This window comes from Microbulbifer pacificus, assembly GCF_033723955.1.
Taxonomy (GTDB): domain Bacteria; phylum Pseudomonadota; class Gammaproteobacteria; order Pseudomonadales; family Cellvibrionaceae; genus Microbulbifer; species Microbulbifer pacificus.
This window is the reverse complement of sequence record NZ_CP137555.1, coordinates 1,228,567-1,251,544: the sequence shown is the minus strand read 5'-3', so window position 1 is coordinate 1,251,544 and position 22,978 is coordinate 1,228,567. Positions and strand designations below refer to the sequence as shown.

The 22,978-nt window shown below is 58.3% G+C and carries 18 protein-coding genes; 6 read left to right on the top strand and 12 right to left on the bottom strand.

The window, feature by feature from the left end:
• Window positions 1-232: 232 nt before the first annotated feature.
• The 3 genes from R5R33_RS05675 to R5R33_RS05665 form a co-directional block, all read right to left on the bottom strand.
• On the bottom strand, window positions 233-1,807 hold the full coding sequence (locus R5R33_RS05675) for a tetratricopeptide repeat protein (protein ID WP_318955075.1): 1,575 nt from the start codon (window positions 1,805-1,807) through the stop codon (window positions 233-235).
• A gap of 100 nt (window positions 1,808-1,907) precedes the next feature.
• The gene (locus tag R5R33_RS05670; RefSeq protein ID WP_318955074.1) at window positions 1,908-3,104 is read right to left on the bottom strand and encodes a hypothetical protein; all 1,197 of its coding nucleotides are present in this window, start codon (window positions 3,102-3,104) and stop codon (window positions 1,908-1,910) included.
• A 30-nt stretch (window positions 3,105-3,134) separates the two neighbouring features.
• On the bottom strand, window positions 3,135-3,608 hold the full coding sequence (locus R5R33_RS05665; protein WP_318955073.1) for a hypothetical protein: 474 nt from the start codon (window positions 3,606-3,608) through the stop codon (window positions 3,135-3,137).
• A 10-nt stretch (window positions 3,609-3,618) separates the two neighbouring features.
• On the opposite strand from R5R33_RS05665, the gene R5R33_RS05660 reads away from it, so the two are divergent.
• Window positions 3,619-4,335 (top strand): hypothetical protein, encoded by a 717-nt coding sequence (locus R5R33_RS05660; RefSeq protein ID WP_318955072.1) that lies wholly within the window; start codon window positions 3,619-3,621, stop codon window positions 4,333-4,335.
• Window positions 4,336-4,672: 337 nt separating this feature from the next.
• Here R5R33_RS05660 and R5R33_RS05655 read toward each other — a convergent pair whose 3' ends face one another.
• On the bottom strand, window positions 4,673-5,980 hold the full coding sequence (locus R5R33_RS05655) for a hypothetical protein (protein WP_318955071.1): 1,308 nt from the start codon (window positions 5,978-5,980) through the stop codon (window positions 4,673-4,675).
• 731 nt (window positions 5,981-6,711) lie between these two features.
• Between R5R33_RS05655 and R5R33_RS05650 the strand changes: the two genes are divergently transcribed.
• The 4 genes from R5R33_RS05650 to R5R33_RS05635 all read left to right on the top strand — a co-directional run bounded on the left by R5R33_RS05650 (window position 6,712) and on the right by R5R33_RS05635 (window position 11,731).
• Window positions 6,712-7,776, top strand: a complete 1,065-nt coding sequence (locus R5R33_RS05650; RefSeq protein WP_318955070.1) for a branched-chain amino acid aminotransferase — start codon at window positions 6,712-6,714, stop codon at window positions 7,774-7,776.
• A gap of 498 nt (window positions 7,777-8,274) precedes the next feature.
• Entirely contained in the window at window positions 8,275-8,877 is a 603-nt protein-coding gene (locus tag R5R33_RS05645; RefSeq protein ID WP_318955069.1) for a Yip1 family protein, read from the top strand.
• Window positions 8,878-9,312: 435 nt separating this feature from the next.
• Window positions 9,313-10,620 (top strand): parallel beta-helix domain-containing protein, encoded by a 1,308-nt coding sequence (locus R5R33_RS05640; RefSeq protein ID WP_318955068.1) that lies wholly within the window; start codon window positions 9,313-9,315, stop codon window positions 10,618-10,620.
• Window positions 10,613-11,731 (top strand): SO2930 family diheme c-type cytochrome, encoded by a 1,119-nt coding sequence (locus R5R33_RS05635; protein ID WP_318955067.1) that lies wholly within the window; start codon window positions 10,613-10,615, stop codon window positions 11,729-11,731. The genes R5R33_RS05640 and R5R33_RS05635 overlap by 8 nt, the downstream gene beginning before the upstream one ends.
• Before the next feature lie 99 nt (window positions 11,732-11,830).
• Here R5R33_RS05635 and R5R33_RS05630 read toward each other — a convergent pair whose 3' ends face one another.
• The 8 genes from R5R33_RS05630 to rsxA all read right to left on the bottom strand — a co-directional run bounded on the left by R5R33_RS05630 (window position 11,831) and on the right by rsxA (window position 21,474).
• Entirely contained in the window at window positions 11,831-14,164 is a 2,334-nt protein-coding gene (locus R5R33_RS05630) for an MltF family protein (protein ID WP_318955066.1), read from the bottom strand.
• Window positions 14,165-14,454: 290 nt separating this feature from the next.
• A complete protein-coding gene (locus R5R33_RS05625; protein WP_318955065.1) occupies window positions 14,455-15,177 on the bottom strand; it encodes a TetR/AcrR family transcriptional regulator in 723 nt (240 codons plus the stop codon).
• Window positions 15,178-15,635: 458 nt separating this feature from the next.
• Window positions 15,636-16,349 (bottom strand): electron transport complex subunit E, encoded by a 714-nt coding sequence (locus tag R5R33_RS05620; protein ID WP_318955064.1) that lies wholly within the window; start codon window positions 16,347-16,349, stop codon window positions 15,636-15,638.
• Window positions 16,349-17,032 (bottom strand): electron transport complex subunit RsxG, encoded by a 684-nt coding sequence (gene rsxG, locus R5R33_RS05615; RefSeq protein WP_318955063.1) that lies wholly within the window; start codon window positions 17,030-17,032, stop codon window positions 16,349-16,351. The genes R5R33_RS05620 and rsxG overlap by 1 nt, the downstream gene beginning before the upstream one ends.
• On the bottom strand, window positions 17,032-18,084 hold the full coding sequence (gene rsxD, locus R5R33_RS05610) for an electron transport complex subunit RsxD (RefSeq protein WP_318955062.1): 1,053 nt from the start codon (window positions 18,082-18,084) through the stop codon (window positions 17,032-17,034). Before rsxD ends, rsxG begins: the two co-directional genes overlap by 1 nt.
• 25 nt (window positions 18,085-18,109) lie before the next feature.
• Window positions 18,110-20,281: an electron transport complex subunit RsxC gene (gene rsxC / locus R5R33_RS05605; RefSeq protein WP_318955061.1), complete on the bottom strand. Its 2,172-nt coding sequence runs from the start codon at window positions 20,279-20,281 to the stop codon at window positions 18,110-18,112.
• A complete protein-coding gene (rsxB, locus tag R5R33_RS05600; protein WP_318955060.1) occupies window positions 20,278-20,886 on the bottom strand; it encodes an electron transport complex subunit RsxB in 609 nt (202 codons plus the stop codon). Before rsxB ends, rsxC begins: the two co-directional genes overlap by 4 nt.
• A 12-nt stretch (window positions 20,887-20,898) precedes the next feature.
• A complete protein-coding gene (gene rsxA / locus R5R33_RS05595; RefSeq protein ID WP_280322074.1) occupies window positions 20,899-21,474 on the bottom strand; it encodes an electron transport complex subunit RsxA in 576 nt (191 codons plus the stop codon).
• A 466-nt stretch (window positions 21,475-21,940) separates the two neighbouring features.
• Between rsxA and R5R33_RS05590 the strand changes: the two genes are divergently transcribed.
• Complete coding sequence (locus R5R33_RS05590; RefSeq protein WP_318955059.1) at window positions 21,941-22,975, top strand: hypothetical protein; 1,035 nt, start codon at window positions 21,941-21,943, stop codon at window positions 22,973-22,975.
• Window positions 22,976-22,978 lie beyond the last annotated feature (3 nt).

Below are 22,978 nucleotides of genomic sequence, written 5' to 3'. Positions count from 1 at the left end.
TTTTTTGGCGTAGATTTTTCGGTTTTACCGACACCGGGACGACAATTTCGTCCATGGCGGGAGAGGGCTGTGACGCATATCTCCGGGGCAAATATTGGCGGTATAACGCGACCGAAAAAGTGGGCGGGCAGTCAGATAAAATCTGCGGGCACCGCGGGCAGCAACATCAAAATCATCACGACATCCAAGCCGTATATATTTTGATCTGCCCGCGCAGGCAGGGTTTCCGGGATCAGGAATTATTGGCGCTGTTAATTTTCTCTGCACACTGAATCGTAACCACCGGCGATTCAGAAGAGGGATCGACGACAAATTCCTGGCGCACATCGCGATAACCCTGGCGGGTTCCCACCGCGGTATAGCGACCGGGTTTTAGCGCGATTTCCCGCTCGGAAAAATTCCCCAGTTTGCCGACGTGGTAAATGGTCACATGGGTGCTGGTGTCGGATTGCAATAAAACGGTAATGGGTATCAGCGATTTCGTCAGCGCCGTTTCCAGCTGTTCTACCTGTCTTTGCAGACGCGGGGATTCCGCCTTGAGCGCGCGGGCATCAGCGAGTACCTTGCGCGCGTACTGGTTTCGTTTGCTTTGCCCAAGGGTGAGCGGATCACCCAGCAGTTCCTGCAACTGATCGTCCAGCTTGGCGCGGGCGTCGGCACGCGCCTTGCCAGTGATGGCCTCTACCAGGCTGCCATCCTGTTCGATCAACTTGCCGTACTGGTTTGCCGCCTGGTGCCACCGCTCTTGTGCTTCATGTTCCGAGGCGCTGACAAACAGGCGGTCGAGGCGTGCCTTGGCGATGCCATTTTCCGCCTGGGCAAGACCCACGTCCGGATCGTTGGCGGCGGGCTTCAGTTTTTTGGCCTGATGAAATAATTCACTGGCCTTGTCGTAATGGCCGCTGGCGATAGCGGCGTAGCCCGCGGACATGGCCTGACTGTAATCCCGTTCCAGTATTGCCGCTTTCACTTGTGGTAGCAGGGCTTTAGCGGGCTCGGTGTCGGCATCGAGGGCGAGCGCCTTTTCCAGCGACGCCTTGGCGGTATCAAGGTCGTTTTCTGCAAACGCGTCTTTAGCACTGGTCACGTGCGGCCAAACCTCCGGCAGCAGTGCCGCACGGGCCTTGCCTTTCACCCCGCGGGGATGATCTGCCGAAATCGTGAGTACCAGATCAAAGGCTTTGTTCGCCGCGGACCCGTCGCCGATATCCAGCGCGCTATTGCCTTCCGCAAGGTGCTGCTCAATGCGCTCGGGAATATGGTCGCGCAACTGTTGCATACCGTTGAGTGCCTGGCGGTACTGTTGCAGGGCATCCATAAATTTTCGCTGACGGTAAATGCCGTCGGCTTGTTCCGCGAGTGCGCGCGCGGCGAAGTATTCTTCCGCGGCCCAGATTTCTACCTTGCGTTCAATCAACTCTTCCTGCAGTTGCAGGATTTCCTGCAACACCTTTTGTACCTCACGGCGCTGCTGGGTGATTTCTGCTTCGGTGTAGGGGGATTCCTCTACCTTTGGCGCGGTCTTCTGTGTCGCACTTGCCTGGCTTGGGGTGGCTACGGGCTTTATCGCCGGTTTTTCCACGTATTGTGGCAATACCCAGATCACGCCCACCAGTGCCGCGACCATTCCGCCTCCCGCTAAATAGGGGATCAAATTTGCGGAAGTGCGCGCGCTGCTGGTTCTGGCGTTGCCCTGGCGCTCTGCTTTCGTACCGGCTGGCTTGTCGGTTTGTGGCTCACCGCCGAAGGAAAAGTCGGCGGGCTGGATAAAGGATTCATCGTCCGATGATGGATCGCGGTATTGCATGATGTTCCGCACCGTTCGCTGTTATTTTCAGACCGTCGGCAGTGGCAATTGATACCTTACCCACTGCCGGCTGAGTGTGTTCAGGGAAGTTCCCGGTGGATCAGATGTCGCTCATACCACCGGTTTCTACCTCATAGATTTCTTTCAGCAGCTCGCGCCACTGTTGGTACTGGTTTTCCACCGAGCCGGAAAGGGTCACGGTACGATCCTCCAGTTCCACGATGCGGGGTTCCACTTCCGCTTCCATCGAATCCCCGAGCTCCTGCAGGGCTTCGATGTGCATTTTGGCTTCCGCGCGGCGGTCGAACCCGCTTTTTACAAGATAGCCGCCACCGGCCACGGCCACATTGCCCGCCTGGCGCGCAGCGCCGCCACCGGCGCCGGCGGCGGCAATACCACCGACGATCGCGGCCACACCCATAATGGTGTTATTGCGGGCCTTGCGTTTGAGCTCACGCATTTCCTTAACTTCTTCGTAACTCATGGCGCGCCACTCCTGATAGGGCGCCTCCATGGTTTTGACGAACGTACCGTAGTAGCCCTGCAGGGTGTCCACGAACAGATAGTCGCGCTCGCGGATCTGGCGCACGCGCATCAACATCGGGTCGTTGTCCGCGGGCAGTGCGGTGAGCTTGTAGATACCCTTGTCGTCCTGTACCAGATAGCGTTCAAACGCGGTGGGAGAAAAGCTCTGTGCGAACTTGATTTCGGAAATGGTGCGCAATTCCGCGATGTACTGATCGGACAGTCCCTGACGGTATACCAACATGTCGTTGGAAATACGATTGTAAATACCCTGGAACGCGTCGCCCTCAGTGGGATGTTTACGGTCGTAGGCGTAGTGGGATGCCTGCTCGGTGTACTGCTTGCTAAACCACACCTGGCCGCGTGAGTCGGTAACCGTGACATCCACGGTTAAGGTCTCACCATCGGACTGCACGATTTTCCCGGTGACAGTAACGTCGATATTGGTACGTGCACTGGGAATGACTCGCACCGCGCCCCAGCCCTGACTGGATTGCACCGCATCCGCGAGGGTGACGGCGATGTAGCGGGATTCCGCATGGCGCAATTCCGGGAATACCAGATCGTCCTCTTCCAGTTCTTCCTCCTGGTCGAGGCCCGCATCGAACTGGATGATACCCACATCCAACAGGCGGTTTTCCGCTATGGCAGTATCTTCCACTGTGAGTGGTGTATAGGCGGTGGTGCGCACCTCGGTTGTGGTGCAGCCGGCGAGGACCAGCAGGCCCAGCGTCAGGCTGCACAGGGTGCTGCGTGTGTGCGAGAAAAACATATCACTACTCTCCCTGATGATTCGTCATCTTCATTTCTGAGTCTTTTTATATTTCCGATATTCTTCCCAGAGTTTTTCCCGCAGTTCCGGATCGGATTCGCGAGTGGCAGCTTCGCGAATCTGGCGTGCGACCACATCGTCGTCATCGCCGGTGGGGATATCTGCCGGTACAACCGCTGCGGTATTGGTGTGGTCGAATTCGCCTTTGCGGCCCTTGGTGGGTAGGCCGGGACCGGTTGCCTGTCCGCTGGAGTTGTTTTCCTCCGGGCCGCCGCCGGGTTCACCGCCGCCAGCGGGCGGTGCGGGCGGTAACGCACTTTCTGCGTCCGCGATCAGGTCTTCCAGGGATTCCCCGGGTGGCACTTCATCCTCCGCCGATTCATCCTCGGCGGAAGCGGGACGGTTGCGCACGTAGTCCCGCTCGCGCAGGATCATGCCGTCGTAAGTGGCCATGGTGGATTCGAAGCGTCCCTCCAGTTCCGCCACGCGCTCGGAGGAACTCATCGGCGCTTCATTGGGAGCGCCGCCACCACTGGGAGGGCTGCCGGCGCTGGAAGCAGTGGCTGGCGCACCGCCACCGGATTGGCCGCCGGCGGCAGCGGTGGACTGGCCTCCGCTCTGCCCGCCGCCCTGGGCGCCCGCCGCAGAACTGCTGGACGGCGCGCTGCTGGAGGCACTGCTTGGCGCACCGCTGGCGGAAGCGCTACTGGTGCTGCTGGCCGATGCGCTGCTCGAAGCGCTTGAAGATGAACTGGAGGACGAACTCGAAGAAGAGCTGCTGCTGGCCGTTTCCTGCTCTTCGGAGAAGTCGACCTCATCCGGCGGTTGGCCCTCCTTGTTGGAAGACGGATCCGGTGGCATGCGGGATTCTTCCGGGCGCTGGTCGGACTCGCTGTACACCGGTGTCGACGGGTTTCTGCTGGCGGTGGGTTCGCCGTCACTGCTGCTCTGGGAGCGGGACTGCCGCGCGGATTCCTCCCCACTTTGGGAAGAGGATGTGCTGGACTCCTGGCTGGAGCGGTCGCTGGAGTCGATGCTCGGGAACGAGGTATTCGGCTGTGAGCGGCTACTCGCCGTGGACATGCTCGGGCTGCGGCTACTGCTTGGTGAGCTCGGCGAAGGCATGCTGCTGGCCGTAGATGGGCTCGATTGCGACTGGCTGGAAGACGAGCTGGACGACTGCGACTGGGATTGCGATTGCGATTGCGACGAGCTGGACGATTGCGATTGAGACTGTTGTGGCTGCGCCGGTGGCTGCTGCTGTGTCTGCTGGTTTTTACAGCCACTGATGACCGCAGCCAGTACCACAACAGAGGCCAGGGTTTGCCAGCGCAAATGTTGGGAGTGAATGGATGAATGGTTAAAGCGCTGCGCGATCTTCCGTAATGCCATGGGTCATCTCCTGATGCATTCACGGGCCGCGGCGAAATCGCAGCGGCCCGTTTCCTGTTCTCCGTTCGACAGTTTTTGTCTTTTCAGGTTTGCCCGGCAGAAATCATTTTCTGCCAGTTTTCACTGTACTCGTCAGACTCAAACCAACATCGCTACATCAGTCGAACACGATTGCTTCACTCAAAAACAAATTTCTGCACGATACCGGTGGTTTCCACCGGCTCGCCATTTTCAAACCGCGGGCGGAACTTGGCCTTCTGCAATGCATTGCGCACCCGCGAGCGAATACTGACCTTGTCTTCCGGCTTGGCGCTGATGATGCGGATATTGCGCGCCTTGCCAAACGCGGTCACATCGTAGGAAACCGTAACGTAGGAATTTGCCAGCACCTCGCGATCTTCTTCCAGAAATGGCAGGGTCGGCAGTGCGGCGGGGCGCCCGAAAATTTCCTCGATTTCCCGGTTGGTGGCGCCGTTGTCCCACAGAGCCTGGTAGGCCTCGCCGTAGGTTTCGCGGGCGGAGTGCCACTTATTGAACATCATGTACCAGTCTCCCAGTTCCACCTTGGCCTTGGCGGAGGCCGCCGGCGGTGATGCCGGGTTTTTCTGGTACACATCCATGATCTTGGTGATCGCCGTTTTACCGGAACTGAAGCTGTTCATACGGTAGTGATCGAGCTGTGCACGCCGGTCCGGGCTGAGGTCGCCACCGCCAAAACTGGTATTGATTACCACTGTTTCCTGCGGTTCACCGTCATAGGTGGCGAGGTAATAATTGGTGGCTTTGAGGCCGCGCAATGCATCCACCAGCCGCAGGTCATTGGCACCAAAATTCTGTGAAATGATGTCCACCGCCAGCGCGTAAAGGTTGGTGGCATTGATCAGGTGCTCGAATAGTGTCGTGCCCTGTTCATCAATGTATGCCTGCAGGTGCCAGCTGCTCAGCTGATTGATGATGGGCAGCATGCGCGGGTCTTTTTCCCCGTAATTTTTTGCATGCAGCCAGAACAGGTATTCCTGGTTGTCGTTGGCTTCCTCCCACTGATTCAGGGCGATCTGGCTTTCGATCATGTGCTCGATCATTGGCACCTGATTCAGGGAGTAGAGCCCTTCGTTTACCCGGTTGATCAGCATCGCGCGGCGGAACTGGGTGATGGCTTCCTCGTGTGCGCCACTGCGTTGCAGGGCGGTACCCAGCCCAGTGAGTTGTTCATCAATGCCGGCACCGTAGGCACCGAATTCGGCTTCCATTTCCTCTATGCGATCACGGTAATCATTGGCTGCTTTTGACGGGCGCAGCTGCCGCGTGGGTTTTTCCAGTGGTTTTGAGGCGGCTTCAATATAAGCCGCCGGAGGAGCCTTGGCGTTGTTTACGGCAGAGTCGAGAGCGGAGATTTCTTCCGCCGCAACAGAGCCACACAGCAGAGCTGAGGCTGTAAACATCAAGCCGATAGCAATTGCGTTGCTGGTATCTGTCTGTGTCACGGTTGAACCACTTCCATTCCATGTTGTTCCAGGCCTGCCGGCATCCGCTGGGCGGAGGCACGGTAAGCGCGAATTCCGTCGAATAGCCGGTGTTTATTCAGACGCAGGGCGTCTGCGGCAACCCCGGTTGCGCGGAACTTCTCTCCCTGAAGTGTGGTTCGTTCACTTTCCTGCCGGTTTCCCGGTGTGTTGTCGATATCGACGCTGGGCTTTGGTGCCGAGAGACCTTTTCCGGCTGCACAATCTGCAACCTGGCATCGGTTTCTCTTGCATTTGGCGAGCACCGCCCATGTATTTCTGAGTATAGCCAACGAATTTTCGCGCTTTACTTCCCCGCGTAGGGAAGGGCGCCATTGCGCGATAGCCCGGGAATACGTGTGTTGCAGGTGGGGTGGCGATCGGTTCAGGGTTCATTGAGTCTGGCAGTCGCAAGGATGCGGGAAGGGCGATCTCACAAAAGCCGATGCCAATAATTTCTCCGGGGATGCAACGGGTGTCAGATGTGGGCGCGCGATTGCGCCGGCCGGGCTAGCTTGTGCGGTGGGCCTGGTTATTTGCTTTGCCGAGGTTTTCGCTGTTGAGGATGGAACTCATCCTATTTTGTGGGTGAAACTGTCTGAAATATTGCTCGTTAGCCCGATTTGGTGGTTGGTGTGTTTGGATTGGCTGGGTTTTAAGGTCATAATTCGCGGGTTAGAGCGAAACTGTGCAATCGTCAGTGGGAGAGCTTTGTGAGCATAAAAATACAACCGGAAGCCATCGCCAGCCTGCGGGGATTCGAGATGCCGGAAAGGCTGGGCTTCGGAACCGTCATGGCCCCGGTCATGTTCCGCGCCCGCTACCAGGACGGCCGCTGGAGTGACGGTGAGCTGATACCCTATGGCCCATTGGCACTGGATCCCGCCGCCAAGGTCCTGCACTACGCGCAGTCCTGTTTTGAGGGCCTCAAGGCCTATCGTTGCGGCAGCGGTGTCGGGCTGTTCCGCCCTGAGCGCAATGCCGCGCGCATGGCGCACTCCGCACAGCGCCTGTGTATGCCACCGGTACCTGAAACGCTGTTTATGGATGCGGTGCGTGTCGTGGTGGCGCACTGCGCCGGCCTGGTACCCGGCAACAGCGGCGAATCCCTGTATATCCGCCCCTTCCTCATGGGTACCCAGCCGGATCTGTCGGTCACGGCCAGCCGTGCCTATGAGTTCTATGTCATTGCCAGTCCGTCTGAAGCCTACCACCCCGGCAATATGCGTCTGTGGGTGGAGCGTGAAGACAGCCGCGCCGCGGTCGGTGGCACCGGCGATGCCAAGGTGGGGGGCAATTACGCCGCGTCCCTACTGAGTATTTCCCAGCTCAAGGCGCGGGGGTACGACCAGTCACTGTGGCTCAACCCGGGCAACCGTCGCACCGTTGACGAACTCTCGGGGATGAATTTCTTCGCAGTGATGGACGGCGCGTTGCACACCCCGGCGCTCAATGGCTCGATTCTGGAAGGTGTCACCCGGGAGTCACTGCTGACACTGGCTCGGGACCTGGGGATTGAAGTACACGAACGTGAAATTGATATCGATGACCTGCTGAAACTGGTGGCATCCGGCACCTGCAGTGAAGCCTTTGCCTGTGGCACCGCGGCCATCGTGAGCCCCATCAGTGAGCTGGGAGATAGCGAACAGCGCTACCGCCTGGCGCAGGCGCCGGGACCGGTTGCGACACAGCTGCGCCAGGCGTTACTGGATATCCAGGAGGGGCGGGCGGAAGACCGATTCGGCTGGATGCAAATGGTGCAGGTGGCGAGGTTCTGACATTCATCCGCTCCTTTTCCTGGTGTGCGAAAAAATTCCCGGCGGCTTTTTTCCTGCCCCTGCTGATAATCATGCCCCAAAACTATGGTCGAGTGATTAGGTAGCACTCTTTGAAATGCGGTTGTTTCCAGGGGAAACGGCCGCATTTTTATTTGTGGCTTTTAAACCGGCTTCGTTGACTTGCATGACCGAGGTGTTACAACGTTATGGAACCCGGGAAATCTTGTGGAAAAGACTCTTAAAACGAGTCAGTTGCGATGAGGTGTTCAGGGCTGGTAGCCGCGCGAATCCGTGCGGAAAACGGTAAGCAAGCGTTTGAAAGCGCGCACAAATAATAAGCTGGAACTTTGGGAATAGCCTTTGGCGGTATCCCTCACTTTGACAAGTAGTATCCAGATCAATTTGAGACACAGGAGTCGAATCAGGGCTGTGGCTCCATAAAAGGCTCTCCCCCGCGGCCACAAGCCGTGAGGTTCCTCGCGAGTGAGGAGAATGGGAATGCTGAATCATCTCTACGGCCTGATGGTACAACCCCGCAGGCAGTGGCAAGAAATTGCCGGTCTTTCTGAAAAAGGGCTCAACCGCCAGATCCCTTACGTCATCGTTCTCGCGCTACTGCCGGCGCTCTGTTGGTATTTCGGTACCACGGAAATCGGCTGGAATATTGGCAGTGGCGGGCAAGTGCGCACGCTGACCAGCAATAGTGCACTCTCTCTGGTGGCGGTGTTCTATGTCACCATGATTCTGGCAGTGATTGCCGTGGGTTACTTTATCCACTGGATGGCAAAAACCTACGGGGCCAAAACCAACCCGATGAAGGGGATGGTCATCGCGGGATTCACTGCAACACCGATTTTCATCGCCGGCGCCGCCGGTCTCTACCCGGTCCTGTGGCTGGATATCCTGCTGGCAACGGTGGCGGTCGCTTACGCCGTTTACCTGTTGTATGTGGGTATTCCCATCGTGATGAATGTATCCGAGGAGCGCGGTTTCCTGTTTGCCAGTGCGGTGGTAACGGTATGCCTGGTGATGGTGGTGGTGGTGATGGTATCCACGGTGCTGTTCTGGAGCTTTGTGGCGGCGCCGGTGTTCCAGCACTGAGGTGATCGTAATTTCCGCGACGGACCAGTGAACTGCCGTCGCGATGAGAATGCAACCCGCGTGGAGTTCGCCTCTGCGCGGGTTTTTATTTAGCCTGTTGCCGCGGGCAAGATCTCGGTTGCGTATTTTTTGACTGGTTTTGACCTTCCGGTCGCGTGCTCTTTGGTTAAAACGAGACAGAGTTCCGCTTTATCGGTTGCTGCTTATATGACCATTGGATAGTATCCGGCCGACGGCAATCGACATTTTTTACGCCTCGAAATTGGTACAGTCGTACCAAATAACACTGATGGCCTAACGATAGTCATAAATCGGCGTTCTAAGCAGCGCCGGTGGGGGGTGCCGGTTATGCCACCAATCCGGTCGCGGTCTGAACCGGATGTGCTCGACAAATAACTGTAAAAAAACATTCGAATAAGGAAAGCGGGAGAATCCATGAAAGCACCAGTCAAATTGGGTGTTGCGATAATTGCAGCACTGGCGGCGGCCTGTTCCCAGGACAACGGCAATAGCAACGGGGCACCGGAAGCATCCGCGGCGTCTGCAGATTTCCAGAAGCAACTGCTCAAGCAGCTGATCCAGGCACAGCCCGGTGACGTGATCGAAATTCCGGAAGGCCACTACCAGCTGAACCGCAGCCTGTCCCTGAATGTGGACGGCGTGACCATTCGCGGGGCTGGCATGGACAAAACCATCCTGTCCTTCAAGGACCAGATTCAGGGCGCAGAAGGCCTGTTGGTGAACGCCAGCGACTTCACCCTCGAGGATCTGGCCATCGAAGACACCATCGGCGACGCGCTGAAGGTGAACGAAGGCAAGAACATCATCATCCGCAATATCCGCGTGGAGTGGACCAATGGCCCGTCTACCGAGAACGGCGCCTACGGTATCTACCCGGTGCAGACCGAGAACACCCTGCTGGAAGGCAATGTGGCCATCGGTGCATCCGACGCCGGTATCTATGTGGGCCAGTCCCGCAACGTGATCGTGCGTAACAACCGCGCCGAGTTCAACGTTGCCGGTATCGAGATCGAGAACACCATCGGCGCCGACGTGTACGACAACGTCGCTACCAACAACACCGGCGGTATCCTGGTGTTCAACATGCCGAACCTGCCGCAGCCGGGCCACAGCACCCGCGTGTACAACAACAAGGTGTACAAGAACAACACCGATAACTTCGGCCACGATGGCACTCCGGTAGCCGCCGTACCGGCGGGTTCCGGTGTGGTCATCAACTCCAATGACTATGTGGAAATTTTCAACAACGAAATTTCCGATAACGACACCGCCAACGTGATCGTCAGCAGCTATTTTGCCGCCGGTTACTACAGCGACAAGTCCACCCAGGAAAACTTCGACCCCTACCCGGAAGGTATCTACATCTACAACAACACCTTCACCGGCGGCGGTACCTCTCCGGACCACATGGAACTGAAGGCCCTGAAAATCGCCAAGTTCGGCCTGACCGGCAGCCTGCCCGACGTGATGTGGGACGGTGCCGTGGACAAGAAAAAAATGGTCGACGGCAAGCTGCCGGATGATCTGAAGCTGTGTATCGAAAACGAAGGAGTCGGCATCATCAATGTCGATGTCATGAACAACTACAAGAACATTACTACCGATGTCACTCAGCACCACTGCAGCCTGAAAAAACTGCCGCAGATCGTGCTCGACTTTGATAACAAACAGGAAGCACCTCAGGAAGAGCAACACGCAGTCAATGAGGTAACTGATGCGTAAGATCTATTGGGGCGCGGTGCTGGCCCTGATGCTCGCGGGGTGCGGTGCGCCCCGCGAGGCAGTCACCATTCACGAGCGCAACGCCATCCCGGATAACCTGAGTGACTGGCACGTGGTCGAGGCCATTGACGGCAAGCTGGCGCTCAATGACCGGGTTACCCCTTACGACCTGAACACTGCGCTGTTTACCGACTACGCACACAAGCTGCGCACCGTATGGATGCCGGAAGGTTCCAGCGCCGCATACGGTGAGGACGATTTCGACTATCCGGTGGGGACCATCATCAGCAAAACTTTTTACTATCCGCTCGCTGCGGACGGTAGTGTGCTGAAGACCGATGATTACTCACAGGATTTCGCCGGTAGCGGACTCAACCTGAAAAAGGTCAAGCTGATTGAAACCCGCATGCTGGTCAAGCGGGCGGATGGTTGGCAGGCGCTTCCGTATGTGTGGAACGAAGCCCAGACCGATGCAGTACTGGAAATTGCCGGTGATGCAACCCGCCTGCAGTTGGCGAGTGACGACGGCAGCAGCGAAGGGTTTACCTACGTGGTACCGGATGCCAACCAGTGCTCCGGCTGTCACGCGGATAACCATACCCAGAAAGCCACGCGCCCCATCGGTCCCCGTGCCCGCCACCTGAACAAGGACTACGCCTATCAGGGCGGAACGGAAAACCAGCTGCTCTACTGGCAGCAGGTGGGTTACCTGAGTGGGCTGCCAGAGCTGGCGCAGGTTCCACACAATGTAAGCTATAGCGATACCTCGGTATCCCTGGAAGAGCGCGCGCGTTCCTACCTGGATATCAACTGCGGTCACTGCCATAACCCCAAAGGGGCGGCGGATACCTCAGGTTTGATGCTTTACAGCGCAGAGCACAATATGCGTCGCCTCGGCGTGTGCAAGCCGCCAGTGGCGGCGGGTACAGGTTCTGGCGATCGCCTGTTCGCCATTGTTCCCGGCAGTCCGGACGCATCCATCCTGAACTTCCGGGTGGAATCCACCGATCCGGGTGCGATGATGCCGGAGCTCGGTCGCAGTCTGGTGCACAAAGAGGGAACGGAGCTGCTCAAGGAATGGATTGCCACTATGCCCGGCAACTGCAGCTGATACTCTGTTTTTAAGGCCTTCGGCGGCGGTTCCCTACCGCCGCCAGCTTTCTCTCCCCGACCTCTAATTTTCTATCCTGTCCCGGCAAATTTCTCGCTTTTACTGCACCAGCGATGCCGCGCTTCGGAACGCTGCGGGATAGAACCCCGGATACACCAAATCGAGCAGGCCACTGGTTTCATCGGCATTGCGGCGCTCGTAGTCTTCCAGCAGTGCGACATAGGTGCGATAGCGCGCCTGAATCTTGCGTACGTAATCGTAAGGCTCCTGTCCGCGGGCGTAGCCGAAGCGGGCATTTTTGTAATATTTTTTTTCCGACAGCAGCAGCATGGCGTTTTCCACATTGTCGAACCACACCCTGCGGTCCCAGCCTTTTTCCTCTGCCAGATCCTGTGCATCGTACACGTGCCCCAGCCCGGCGTTGTAGGCGGCGAGGGTAAACCACATCATGTTTTCTGGGCTGATGTCCTTGTCTTCAAATTTCCGGTGCAGCCACTCGAGGTACTTCATGCCCGCACGGACGCTGGTTTCCGGGTCGAACAGATTTTTTTCCCCGACCTGTTTGCCGGTGTCCGGCATGACCTGCATCAATCCGCGCGCGCCAACCCAGGACTTGGCTTTGGGATTGAAGGTGCTCTCCTGGAACATCTGTGCGACGACAAGGCGCCAGTCGAAGTCGAATTCCTCGGCGTATTTTTTGACGTGTTTGTCAAACGGAGAAATGGTGCCGTCGGCATTCAGCTCATTGATCTCCGGACGCGTGCGCTTAGGAGAATCGAAATATTTGGTGTAAAGAGTCTTTTGCAGTTTCTTGGTGCTTTTGTGGTGAAAGAACTTTTCGATTGCTTTGAGTAGCTCCGGATTGCTGTCGCGAACCATCCATGCATAGGTGTTATCGTCCTGTTGCAGGTCTATCAATTCAACAATATTGGTCCGCCAAGCGTTTTCCAGTTTGACAGAAATATCATCGGCAATGGCGAGGTCATATTCTTTGTCGGCAACCCGATCTATGATCTGCTGGATATTCAATTCTTCCGGCGCCAGCTCGATTTTTACGCCTGGAACCTTCTTTTGGAGCTCCATGGCCACATCGTAATGGCTGCTGGACTTGCGCACGAATATCGTGCGTCCCGCCAGATCTTCAAGGCTCGCGATGTTGTCGCCGTCGCGCCCCACCACAACAACCCTTTCATTCATGTAGGGTGGGCCGAACGCCATGCCGCTACTCATTCGTCTCTCGGTAATGGAAATAAGGCTTGCGGCAACGTCTGCCTTGCCGTCTCTGAGCATATTGAGCAGGTCCTCATGGGTAGGGGCCACTACGATTTCGAGCCGGAGTTTCAGCTCCTTGGCAAAGGCTTCGGCGAGTTCAAATTCATATCCCATAATCCGCCCCTTCCACATAAAGTAGGTTCCGGGGTGATTCCTGGTGAGGAATCGGATGTAGCCGCGTTCGCGGATTTTATCCAGGTCTCCAACTGACCTTTCGATGGAGCGGCTCAATTTGCTTTGACGGATAAAGTCATTGACGGCTTTAGCGAGCTCTGGAGAGTCCTTGCGCATTGCCCAGGCCATTTCCCGCTCTTCCGGGAAGACATAGTTCTTTTGCAGATTGTCTTTGAACTGGGATACGAGATCGTAAATCTGCTGCTCAACCACAGTGAAGTCCAGAAGCCCTTCGGCTACCGCGATTACCAGTTCCACATAATTTTTTTCGGATACCTTGAATTCCAGGCCGGGGTACCTTTCAGCATACGCTCGTACGAGCGCCTCGTAAGCCGTGCCTTTGGTGACCTCCAGGGTCTTTCCCTTGAGGTCGGCCACCGCAGTGACGGGTTTAAAATCACTTCTCGAAACCAGGATGAAATGCGTTTTTGCCGTCGGTATTGAGAAATCAACCTGTTGCTTGCGGGATTCAGTTACCACCATGTTATTGGCGATGATGTCTCCCTTTCCCTCTTGTAGCAGCGGTATGAGCTGGTCGAAGCTGTTTGCGTAAAGTACAACGGGCTCCAACCCCAGGTGCTTGGCCAGCCTCTTGGTCTCTTCCAGCTCGATATCCTGTTGTGTCGCTTCACGATGCAGGGAGTCAACGTTGGCGATATCCACCAGTATTCGCAGCTTTCCCCGCTTTTTGATCGCATCCAGGTCGCCAGTTTCGACGTAGTTGTTGTAGGCATTGATCGGGTATTCACCGCTGGTCTCCGGGGGCCATGCGGCTTCAGGGCGCACATCCTCATTGTTTGCGGCACGCAGGCCTGTTTCGTCCGTGTCTTCGGTACTAGTGCCAGCCGTCTCTCCATTAGCGGCGTCGGTTTGCTCCGCGATGTTTTTTTCTGAGGATGGCGACTGCGTATCTCGCTGGCAGGCGACGGTGACCGGAAGCAGAATGATCAGGCAACATAGCAGCCTGCGGAATGCGGGAAAATCCATAGTGCGTCTTCAAAAACTTCCGGTGTAAACCCTTTCAGTTTAGTTGCTCAACGGGCGACCACAGTTCGGATCTGCGCACGCAATCGGTGTGTTTACACGCCGGGAATGAAAAACGCGGAGCGGGGAAGATTAATCCAGGCGGGTGTGGAGAGGTGGGAGTAACTGTAAACGCGCAATAATGGGGCGGTCACGGGAGGGCGCAGGGGGGAAGTGTGTTTCGGATATCGGCAGCGCAGTCATATCAATTGACTGCAGCTACCCATATCGCGGTTTCAGTGCAAAACGCCAGCTTAGGTCGTTTGCATGTTCACCATCTGCTCCGGGGTGTTTTCTCCCGCCCTAGAGGGAATCAGGCCCCTGATCATCATGGTGACGGTCCGCTCCAGCAGCGGAGATTCGATGGAGATGGCGCCGCAGAGCACCTGGAACTCGAGGTTCAGAATGGTGCCGTGCACGATCTGTGCGGCAGCGGCGGGGTCTGCCACTTGCAGCAGGTCGAAGAACTCCACAATCATGCTTTCCGTGGACTGATTGGCCATGCGCACTGCGCGGGTCAGTTGTTCGTTGCGCAGTGCTTCATTCTTGAATGCCATCTCCAGCAGGCGATTGTCGCGACTCGCCGCCTGGGCGCGGATGTGCGAGAGCACAAAGCGAGTCAGTTGCTGGATCAGCTGGCGGCGTCCCTCGGGGGAGGCCAGCTGCTCCGGTGTGAGCTGGCGTGCTGCGGCGAAACTTTCTTCCTGCAGGCCCCGGGTCTGATCAATGTTTTGTTCCACAAAGAATGTGAAGGCGTCACTGATCAGGTCGTTCAGGTCCTTGAAATAGTAGGTGGTTGCGGCGAGAGGCACAGCGGCTTCCTTGGCAACCGCGCGGTGGCGGATTCCACGGATGCCGTCTTTTACAATCAGGCGCAGGGTGGCTTCGAGAATGGCTTTGCGGCGCTGACGGCTGTCGGCGCGCTGGGCTTTGCGCCCCTGATAGACCAGTTCAGACTTTCCATTGTCCAAAGTCATGGTGACGGTAGTTCCTTTGCGGCGGTGAGCGGAGTGCTATCGGCAATCAGGTAATACGAAATCCGGATAAAAATAGCGTGGTAATAAGGGTATGGGCGACATGGCCTGTACACAGTGTTCCGCTCTCAGAGTGCTTTATCTTTGTGGGGGCAGTCTAACGAATGTCGTGGACTCATTACCATGGATAGATTCGACCCATAAGCCACTCTGGAACGGCCGCGCTATTTTATCGATGTGCCGGGCTGTGGCCATCGCGGAATTCATGTTTGTGAGGCAAATCCCATTACATTTCATTACAGGGAGGAATTTGTTGAAGCACGCGACGGAAAACCCGCGATTGGTCAGGCGTGAAAAAAAGTTGGTTTGGATATATGGAGCGAATTGGTCATTAAAATGCCGGCGCTTTGGCCGGCATTTCATGGCGTGAAAACCAATTAAAAAAATAGACGAGCGTGTAATCACTGAATTTTTCCGGTGGTTCTCACCCGCTTGCTGCCGGTCACCACCGTAGCCAGTGCCTTGCGGCGTTTTTCCGCATTGGCATCGATCGCATTTTTTGCCGCAATCAGCAGGCCTGCCACCAGGAATGCACCGGGGGGAAGTACCGCCACCAGAAAGCCGCTGTAATCCTGTCCCAGCACCGGCAGTGCCCAGTCGGCGGCGGCCGGGCCGAGCAGCAGGTCCATATCGCTGAACAGGGTGCCGCGACCGATTATTTCCCGTATCGCACCGATCACGATCAGCACCGCGCTGAAGCCCGCGCCCATCATCAGCCCATCCAGCAGCGACGGCAGTACCGGGTTTTTACTGGCAAACGCATCGGCGCGGCCGAGGATCGCACAGTTGGTCACGATCAGCGGAATGAAAATCCCCAGTACCAGATACAGCTCGTAGGTAAATGCCTTCATCAACAGCTCGGCGCAGGTCACGAAGGTGGCAATGATCATCACCGAGGCGGGCAGGCGCACGGTTTCCGGCATTTGATGCCGCAACAGCGATACCGCCAGGTTGGAGCAGGCCAGTACCGCGGTGGTGGCGAGGCCGAGGCCGATGGCATTGACCACGGAGCCGGTGACGGCGAGCAGCGGACACAGACCCAGCAGCTGGACCAGCGCGGGGTTGTTCTTCCACAGGCCGTTATGGGTGATTTCTGAGTAACTCGGGGTGGCCATCAGTTGTTCTCCCCCTCGGGCGCTGTTGACTGCTCGATTTCCACCGCGCGCTTGGACACCGGCGCGCTGAAAATCGCCTGTTGGTGTTCGGCGACAAAATCCAGCACCCTGCGCACCTGGTTCACCACCGCACGCGGGGTGATGGTGGCGCCGGTGAACTGATCGAAGGCGCCGCCGTCTTTCTGCACCTTCCACATTTCGCGGCCGGGATCGTCGAGGGACTTGCCGTTGAACGACAGTATCCAGTCACTCTTCTTCACGTCCACCTTATCGCCGAGACCGGGGGTCTCCGCGTGGTTGGTGACCCGCACACCGGCGATGCTGCCATCGCGGTTTACGCCCACCAGCATGCGGATCGGGCCGGAGTAACCGTCCGGCGCCACGGTAGGGATGATCACCGCATCGATGGTGCCATCGCCCTGGCGCGCCAGGTTGATATCGCCTCCCTGTTTCAGCCCGAGCATGGCCCAGTACTGTTTGGGGATGGGGTAGGTGTCTACCAGCAGGTCATTGCTGTGGCGGTCGATGGGGATGATCTCCAGTAGGGCCTTGGCGGAGGCTTCGCGCACGGCCCGCTCGATGGGCTCTTTGGTGGTGATCTGGGTGATGGCGAGCGTGCCGGCGGTGACCACTGCGAACAGCGCCAGCACCGCGGCGTTCTTGCCGATGGAGCGCTTCAGCATCACTGCTCCTCCAGGTCGGTAGCCTTGCGTGCGGCTTTGTGGCCGTAGGTGCGCGGCAGCGTGTAGTTGTCGATAAACGGCGCGGCGAAGTTCATCAGCAGTACCGCGAACGCCACCGCATCCGGGTAGGCGCCCCAGGCGCGAATCACAAACACCAGCAGACCGACGCCGGCACCGAAAATGAGCCGCCCCTTGTTGCTGGTACAGCCGCTCACCGGGTCGGTGACGATAAAGAAGGCGCCGAGCATGGTGGCGCCGGAGAACAGGTGCAGCAGGGGCGAGCCCTCACTCAGTGAGCTGCCGCCGTCATAGAACATGATGGAAAGCACTGCCAGGGTGGCGAGCATCGCCGCCGGTGCGTGCCAGGTGATCAGGCGGCGGAACCACAGGAACAGGCCGCCCAGCAGGAAGCCGACGTTGGCCATCTCCCAGCCGAGTCCCGCCAGGGTGCCCTTGTTGAACACCGGCTCCATCTCATACAGCTGGGAAAGGATGGTGGATTGGTTCAGGCGCACGATTTCAAGCGGTGTGGCACGGGTAAAACCGTCCACATTCATATTGCCGAAGACCAGTGCGAAGGTCTCGTCGAGGCCTGGAACGCCCTGGATCAGTTCCGCCGGGCCGGCCCAGCGGGTCATTTCCACCGGGAAGCTGATCAGCAGCACCACGTAACCCACCATGGCGGGGTTGAACGGGTTGTAGCCCATACCGCCATAGAGCTGCTTGGCGAGCACGATGGCGCTGATGCTGCCTACCACCGGAATCCACCAGGGGCAGTAGGGGGGCAGGGCGATACCCAGCAGCACCGCCGTGACCAGTGCGCTGTAGTCCTTCAGGTAGAAGCCCACCGGGCGATTGCGCAGCTTCATTACCGCGGCCTCGCTCGCCAGCGCCGTGATGATACACAGCGCAATGTTGATCAGTACGCCGGGCCCGAAGTAGATGACCAGCGCCAGGATGCCGGGGATGGTGGCGGCGGCCACCTGCAGCATCACCTTGGAGGTGCTCTGGCCCGAGTGGGCGTGGGGGGATGTGATTCGCATCAGGGACATGGTGTTTCTCTTTATTTCCCTCGCCTCAGTCCTGGATTCCGGCCTGTTGCTGTTTTTCCGCCAGCTTTTCCTGCAGCTTGGTCAGTGCAGTTTCAAACGCGGCGGTGTTGGGATCGTCGTCACTGCGGGCCTTTTGCAGCCGCGCCTCGGCCTTTTCCACCCGCGTTTTCAGCGCGTCGATTTCCGCGGCGAGCTTTTCCTCCGGGCTCATGCTGGCGCGGGCGGCGGCCGCGGCCTTGGCTCTTTCGATCGCGGCGCCGGCGGCGGAGGACGAAGCACCGGCCACGGTGAGCTTGTCTTCGGTGATCGATGGCGTCGGCGTGCTTGCTGCCTCTGGTGACTGGTCCCCTGCGGGAGCCGCGGCGGAAAGGCTTTCCGCTTCGGCGAGCTTGTCGCGGGCTTCCTTCAGTTTCAGCTCGGCGGTCTTCAGCTGGGCCTCCAGCTGCGCGCGCTGGTTCTCATCCGCCTCAGCCACCTTCTGCTGCATCCGTTCCACCCGGTGTTCCGCGCTGGTGAGGGTGCGCTGGGCGCGGGCCAGCTGCTGTTCCGGTGAGGCCTGCTTGGCCTTTACCCGCGCCAGAGCCGCGGCGACCACATCGGCCTCCTGCTTGGCTGCCTGCGCTTCCGGGCTGCCGGCATTCTGCTCGCGCAGCTTGCGGGCTTCCTCGGCGGCCTGCTTGCGCTCCAGGCGCTTGGCCTCCTTCTCCTGCTCCGCTCTTTCCATGCGCAGCTTGCGGTATTCGAAACGTTCGCGGGCGCGGTCCGCCTTTTCCTTTTCTTGGCGTGCCTCGCGGATATCCCCCTTGGCGGCGCGGTAGTACTGCACCAGCGGAATACTGGAGGGGCACACATAGGAGCAGGCGCCGCACTCGATGCAGTCGAACAGGTTGTAGGCTTGCAACTTGTCGCGGTCCTCCGCGCGTGCGTACCAATACAGCTGCTGTGGCAGCAGGCTTGCCGGGCATGCTTCGGCGCACAGGCCGCAGCGGATGCAGGCCTGGGCCGGCGGCGCCGGCGGCAGCTCTTTGTTGGTGGGGGCGAGAATACAGTTGGTGGTCTTTACCACCGGCGCGGACTCATCCTCGATGGTGTAACCCATCATCGGCCCACCGATCACGATGCGCTGGAGTTGCTTGCGGTCGATGCCGTGGCATTCGAGGATGTGGCGGATCGGGGTGCCGATCGGCACCTCGATATTGCGCTGGTGAGCCAGGGATTCCCCCACCACGGTGGTGATCCGGCTGATCAACGGCTCGCCAAAGTGAATGGCGCGGTACACCGCACGGGCGGTACCGACGTTCTGGCACACAATGCCCACATTCGCCGGCAGACCCTCGTTCGGCACCTCGCGGCCGGTGAGAATCTGGATCAGCTGTTTCTCGCCACCGGAGGGGTATTTGGTGGGGAACACCACCACGTGAAAGCGGGTGCCCTCGGCGGCCCGCTGCATCGCCTTGATGGCTTCTGGCTTGTTGTCCTCGATACCGATCAGCACCCGCTCCGGCTGGTCCAGCAGGTGAGCGAGTATTTCCACACCGCCGATAATCTCATCGGCGCGCTCGCGCATCAGTATGTCGTCGGCGGTGATATAGGGCTCGCACTCGGTGCCGTTGATGATCAGGGTGTCGATGGTTGCGCCGCCGCGGGGATTCAGTTTCACCGCGGTGGGGAAACCGGCACCGCCCATGCCGGCGATGCCACAGTCGCGAATCTGCTCCAGCAGCTCGTCGCTATCGCGGTTCTGGTAGTCCGCCAGCGGAGTGAGCGCACACCACTCATTGCGGCCATCGGTGCGGATCTGGATACAATCCGCCACCATGCCGGAGGGATGCGGCACCGCCATGGGCTCGATGGCGACCACCTTGCCGGACGAGGGCGCGTGCACCGGGCAGCTCACCGGGCCATCGGCCTCGGCAATCTTCTGCCCCTTCAATACCAGGTCGCCCAGCTTCACCAGCGGGATGGCGGTGGCGCCGATATGCTGGTTCAGGGGCACGATCAAATCTTCCGCCAGCGGAATACTGCCGATGGGCTCACCGGTGGACTGGTGCTTGTTCTCCGGCGGGTGGACACCGCCGTGGAAGTCGTTGATTTTCAACTCGCGGGACAGGTCGCGGGCCTTTTCGCTGGCGATCAGGTGGGCCTCGCGGGCGGCGCGGCGCTCGCTGGCGCTCAGTCGTTCATCTACCTGGCTCATGCTGCACTCCGGTCATCGGCGTGCAGTTCGGGTCTGTCACTGGCAATCAATTGGACACTGTCTCTGGGTTTGCTCGGGTGCCAGCGCTGCAGGGTTACCTCCAGCGGCACCATGTCGATACAGTCCACCGGGCAGGGTTCCACGCACAGGTCGCAGCCGGTGCATTCGTCCACGATCACCGTGTGCATCTGCTTGGCGGCGCCGACGATGGCATCCACCGGGCAGGCCTGGATGCACTTGGTGCAGCCGATGCACTCTGCCTCGCGGATAAACGCCACTTTCTTGACGTCTTCCACCCCGTGCTCCGCATCCAGCGGAATCGCTTCCACATCCAGCAAGTTGGCGAGTTCGTTGATGGTGGCCTGGCCACCGGGAGGACACTTGTTGATGGCCTCGCCATTGGCGATGGCCTCGGCGTAGGGGCGGCAACCCGGGTGGCCGCACTGGCCGCACTGGGTCTGGGGCAGCAGGGCGTCGATCTGGTCGACAATGGGGTCGCCCTCCACCTTGAAGCGCACCGCGGCGAAGCCCAGCAGGGCGCCGAACACCAGCGCCATGCCGCCGAGAATCAGCAGCGGTGTGGAAACATCAGAAAGCCAATCCATCGTCGCCGCTCCTTATACCAGCCCGCTGAAGCCCATAAACGCCAGCGACATGAGCCCCGCCGTCATCATGCCGATGGCCGCGCCCTTGAACGGTTTGGGGACATCCGCCATAGCCAGCCGTTCGCGCATTGCGGAAAACAGGATCAACACCAGCGAAAAACCCACCGCCGCGCCGAAGCCGTACAGGGTGGACTGCACAAAATTGTTTGCCTTCAGGGTGTTCTGCAGCGCCACGCCCAGCACTGCACAGTTGGTGGTAATAAGCGGTAGGAAGACCCCGAGTACCCGGTACAGCAGCGGACTGGTCTTCTCGATAAACATACGCGCGAACTGCACCACCACTGCGATCACCAGGATGAAGGAAATGGTGCGCAGGTACTCCATGCCGAAGGGTTCAAGCAGGTAGGTATTCACCAGATAGGAACAGATGGCCGCCAGTGTCAGTACGAAGGTGGTGGCGCCAGCCATGCCGATGGCCGTCTCCAGCTTGTTGGAAACCCCCATAAACGGGCACAGGCCGAGGAACTGCACCAGCACGTAATTGTTCACCAGGATGGTGGAGAGCAGGATGACGGTGAATTCGGTCATAGACGTTCCGTTTGGGCCACCGCATTGTGGCCCTGGGTACTGAATTGGCGTAGTACAAAAATTGGGCGCCTGTTAATGCAAGACTAGCAACTAGCCGGGTTGGGGCCCTAGTCTGTGATTGGCGACAGGCGGCGCATTGATGGAAATTGGGCCGGTATTATGGGGGAGCGTCAGGGGGGCTTCAACAACGGGAGATGGAGCCACCTTTGGAATTCTGCATGTGAGGAGAAATTTTCGCACCGCAGTTTTGATTAATGCTCTAGCGTGTCGTGGCTGGATTTGCAATAAAGCGTTGCCGCGATACGTTGATCCACTGGGCCTGCCATCTGCGTATAACGAGCTACAGCTTTGTATCCGAGAAATTGTCTCGATAGATATGGTGAACTGTGTGTCATCTCCTGAGCATGGATAAGATAGCTTCGCAGTCAGGATTCTTCATTAACCGAAGGTCATCACCGGGGGGAGCATGGCGCTCAACAACTGGTTAAATAGCCACAAGAGTTATCGCTTTCAATTGCGTTGGGGCCTGATGGGCTGCCTCGCGCTAGTGCTGGTGGCGATCATTACTGGCCCCTACAGTGAACACATTGAATTCCTGCCAGATGAAACCAGAGGCTGGTATTACTGGCAGTTACCCGAGCCATCTACCTGGGCGTTTATCACGGCCTGGGTCGGCTATGCCGCCCATCAGCTGTTTCACTGGTGGATCATCTTTCGCGCGAGACAGGCGCATCACAAAGAAGGTATGGGATACACCAGTGGCCTGCACCCCATCAACGTATTGGCGCTGGTGGGCAATGCCTTTTTCATCGGCCTGCACATACTGCAGACCAAGTTGTTCTACGACGGCCTGGCACAGACGGTTTCGGTGTGGTCATCGCAGTTTTCTGTCATCTTCCTGCTGGTGGTCGTGCTGATCATGGAAAACCCGCGCCGGGGCTTGTTTTTTGGCAAGCGGGTTCCGATCAAGCAGACCGTGGTCACCTGCCTCAAGCGCTATCACGGCTACTACTTTTCCTGGGCGATCCTCTACACCTTCTGGTATCACCCGATTGAATTGACCCCGGGACACCTGCTCGGCTTTTTCTACCTGTTCGCATTATTGCTGCAGGGAAGCCTGATGTTCACCCGCAGTCACCGCAACCGTTACTGGACCGTTTTCCTGGAAAGCTTTGTGCTGATTCACGGAGTGGTGGTCGCTTACCTGTCACCGCTGCAGGGCTGGTCCGCTGTGGCCATGTTCTTCACCGGTTTTCTGAGCATGCTGGTGGTAACCCAGATTCACGGCCTGGGCTTGTCGCAGAGGGTGGTTGGCAGCATCATCATCGGGTATGTGCTGGTATTGCTGGGTCTGATCGGTAGCGGCGTGATGAGTTGGCAGCAGCCACTGCGCATTCCGTTCGGGGAGTATGGTCTGGTGCTGATAGTGAGCCTGCTGTTATGGGGCGCCCTGGCGCTGATCGCCCGTGGGCGAGTTCAATTGCGGACAGAAACGGGCTAAGGA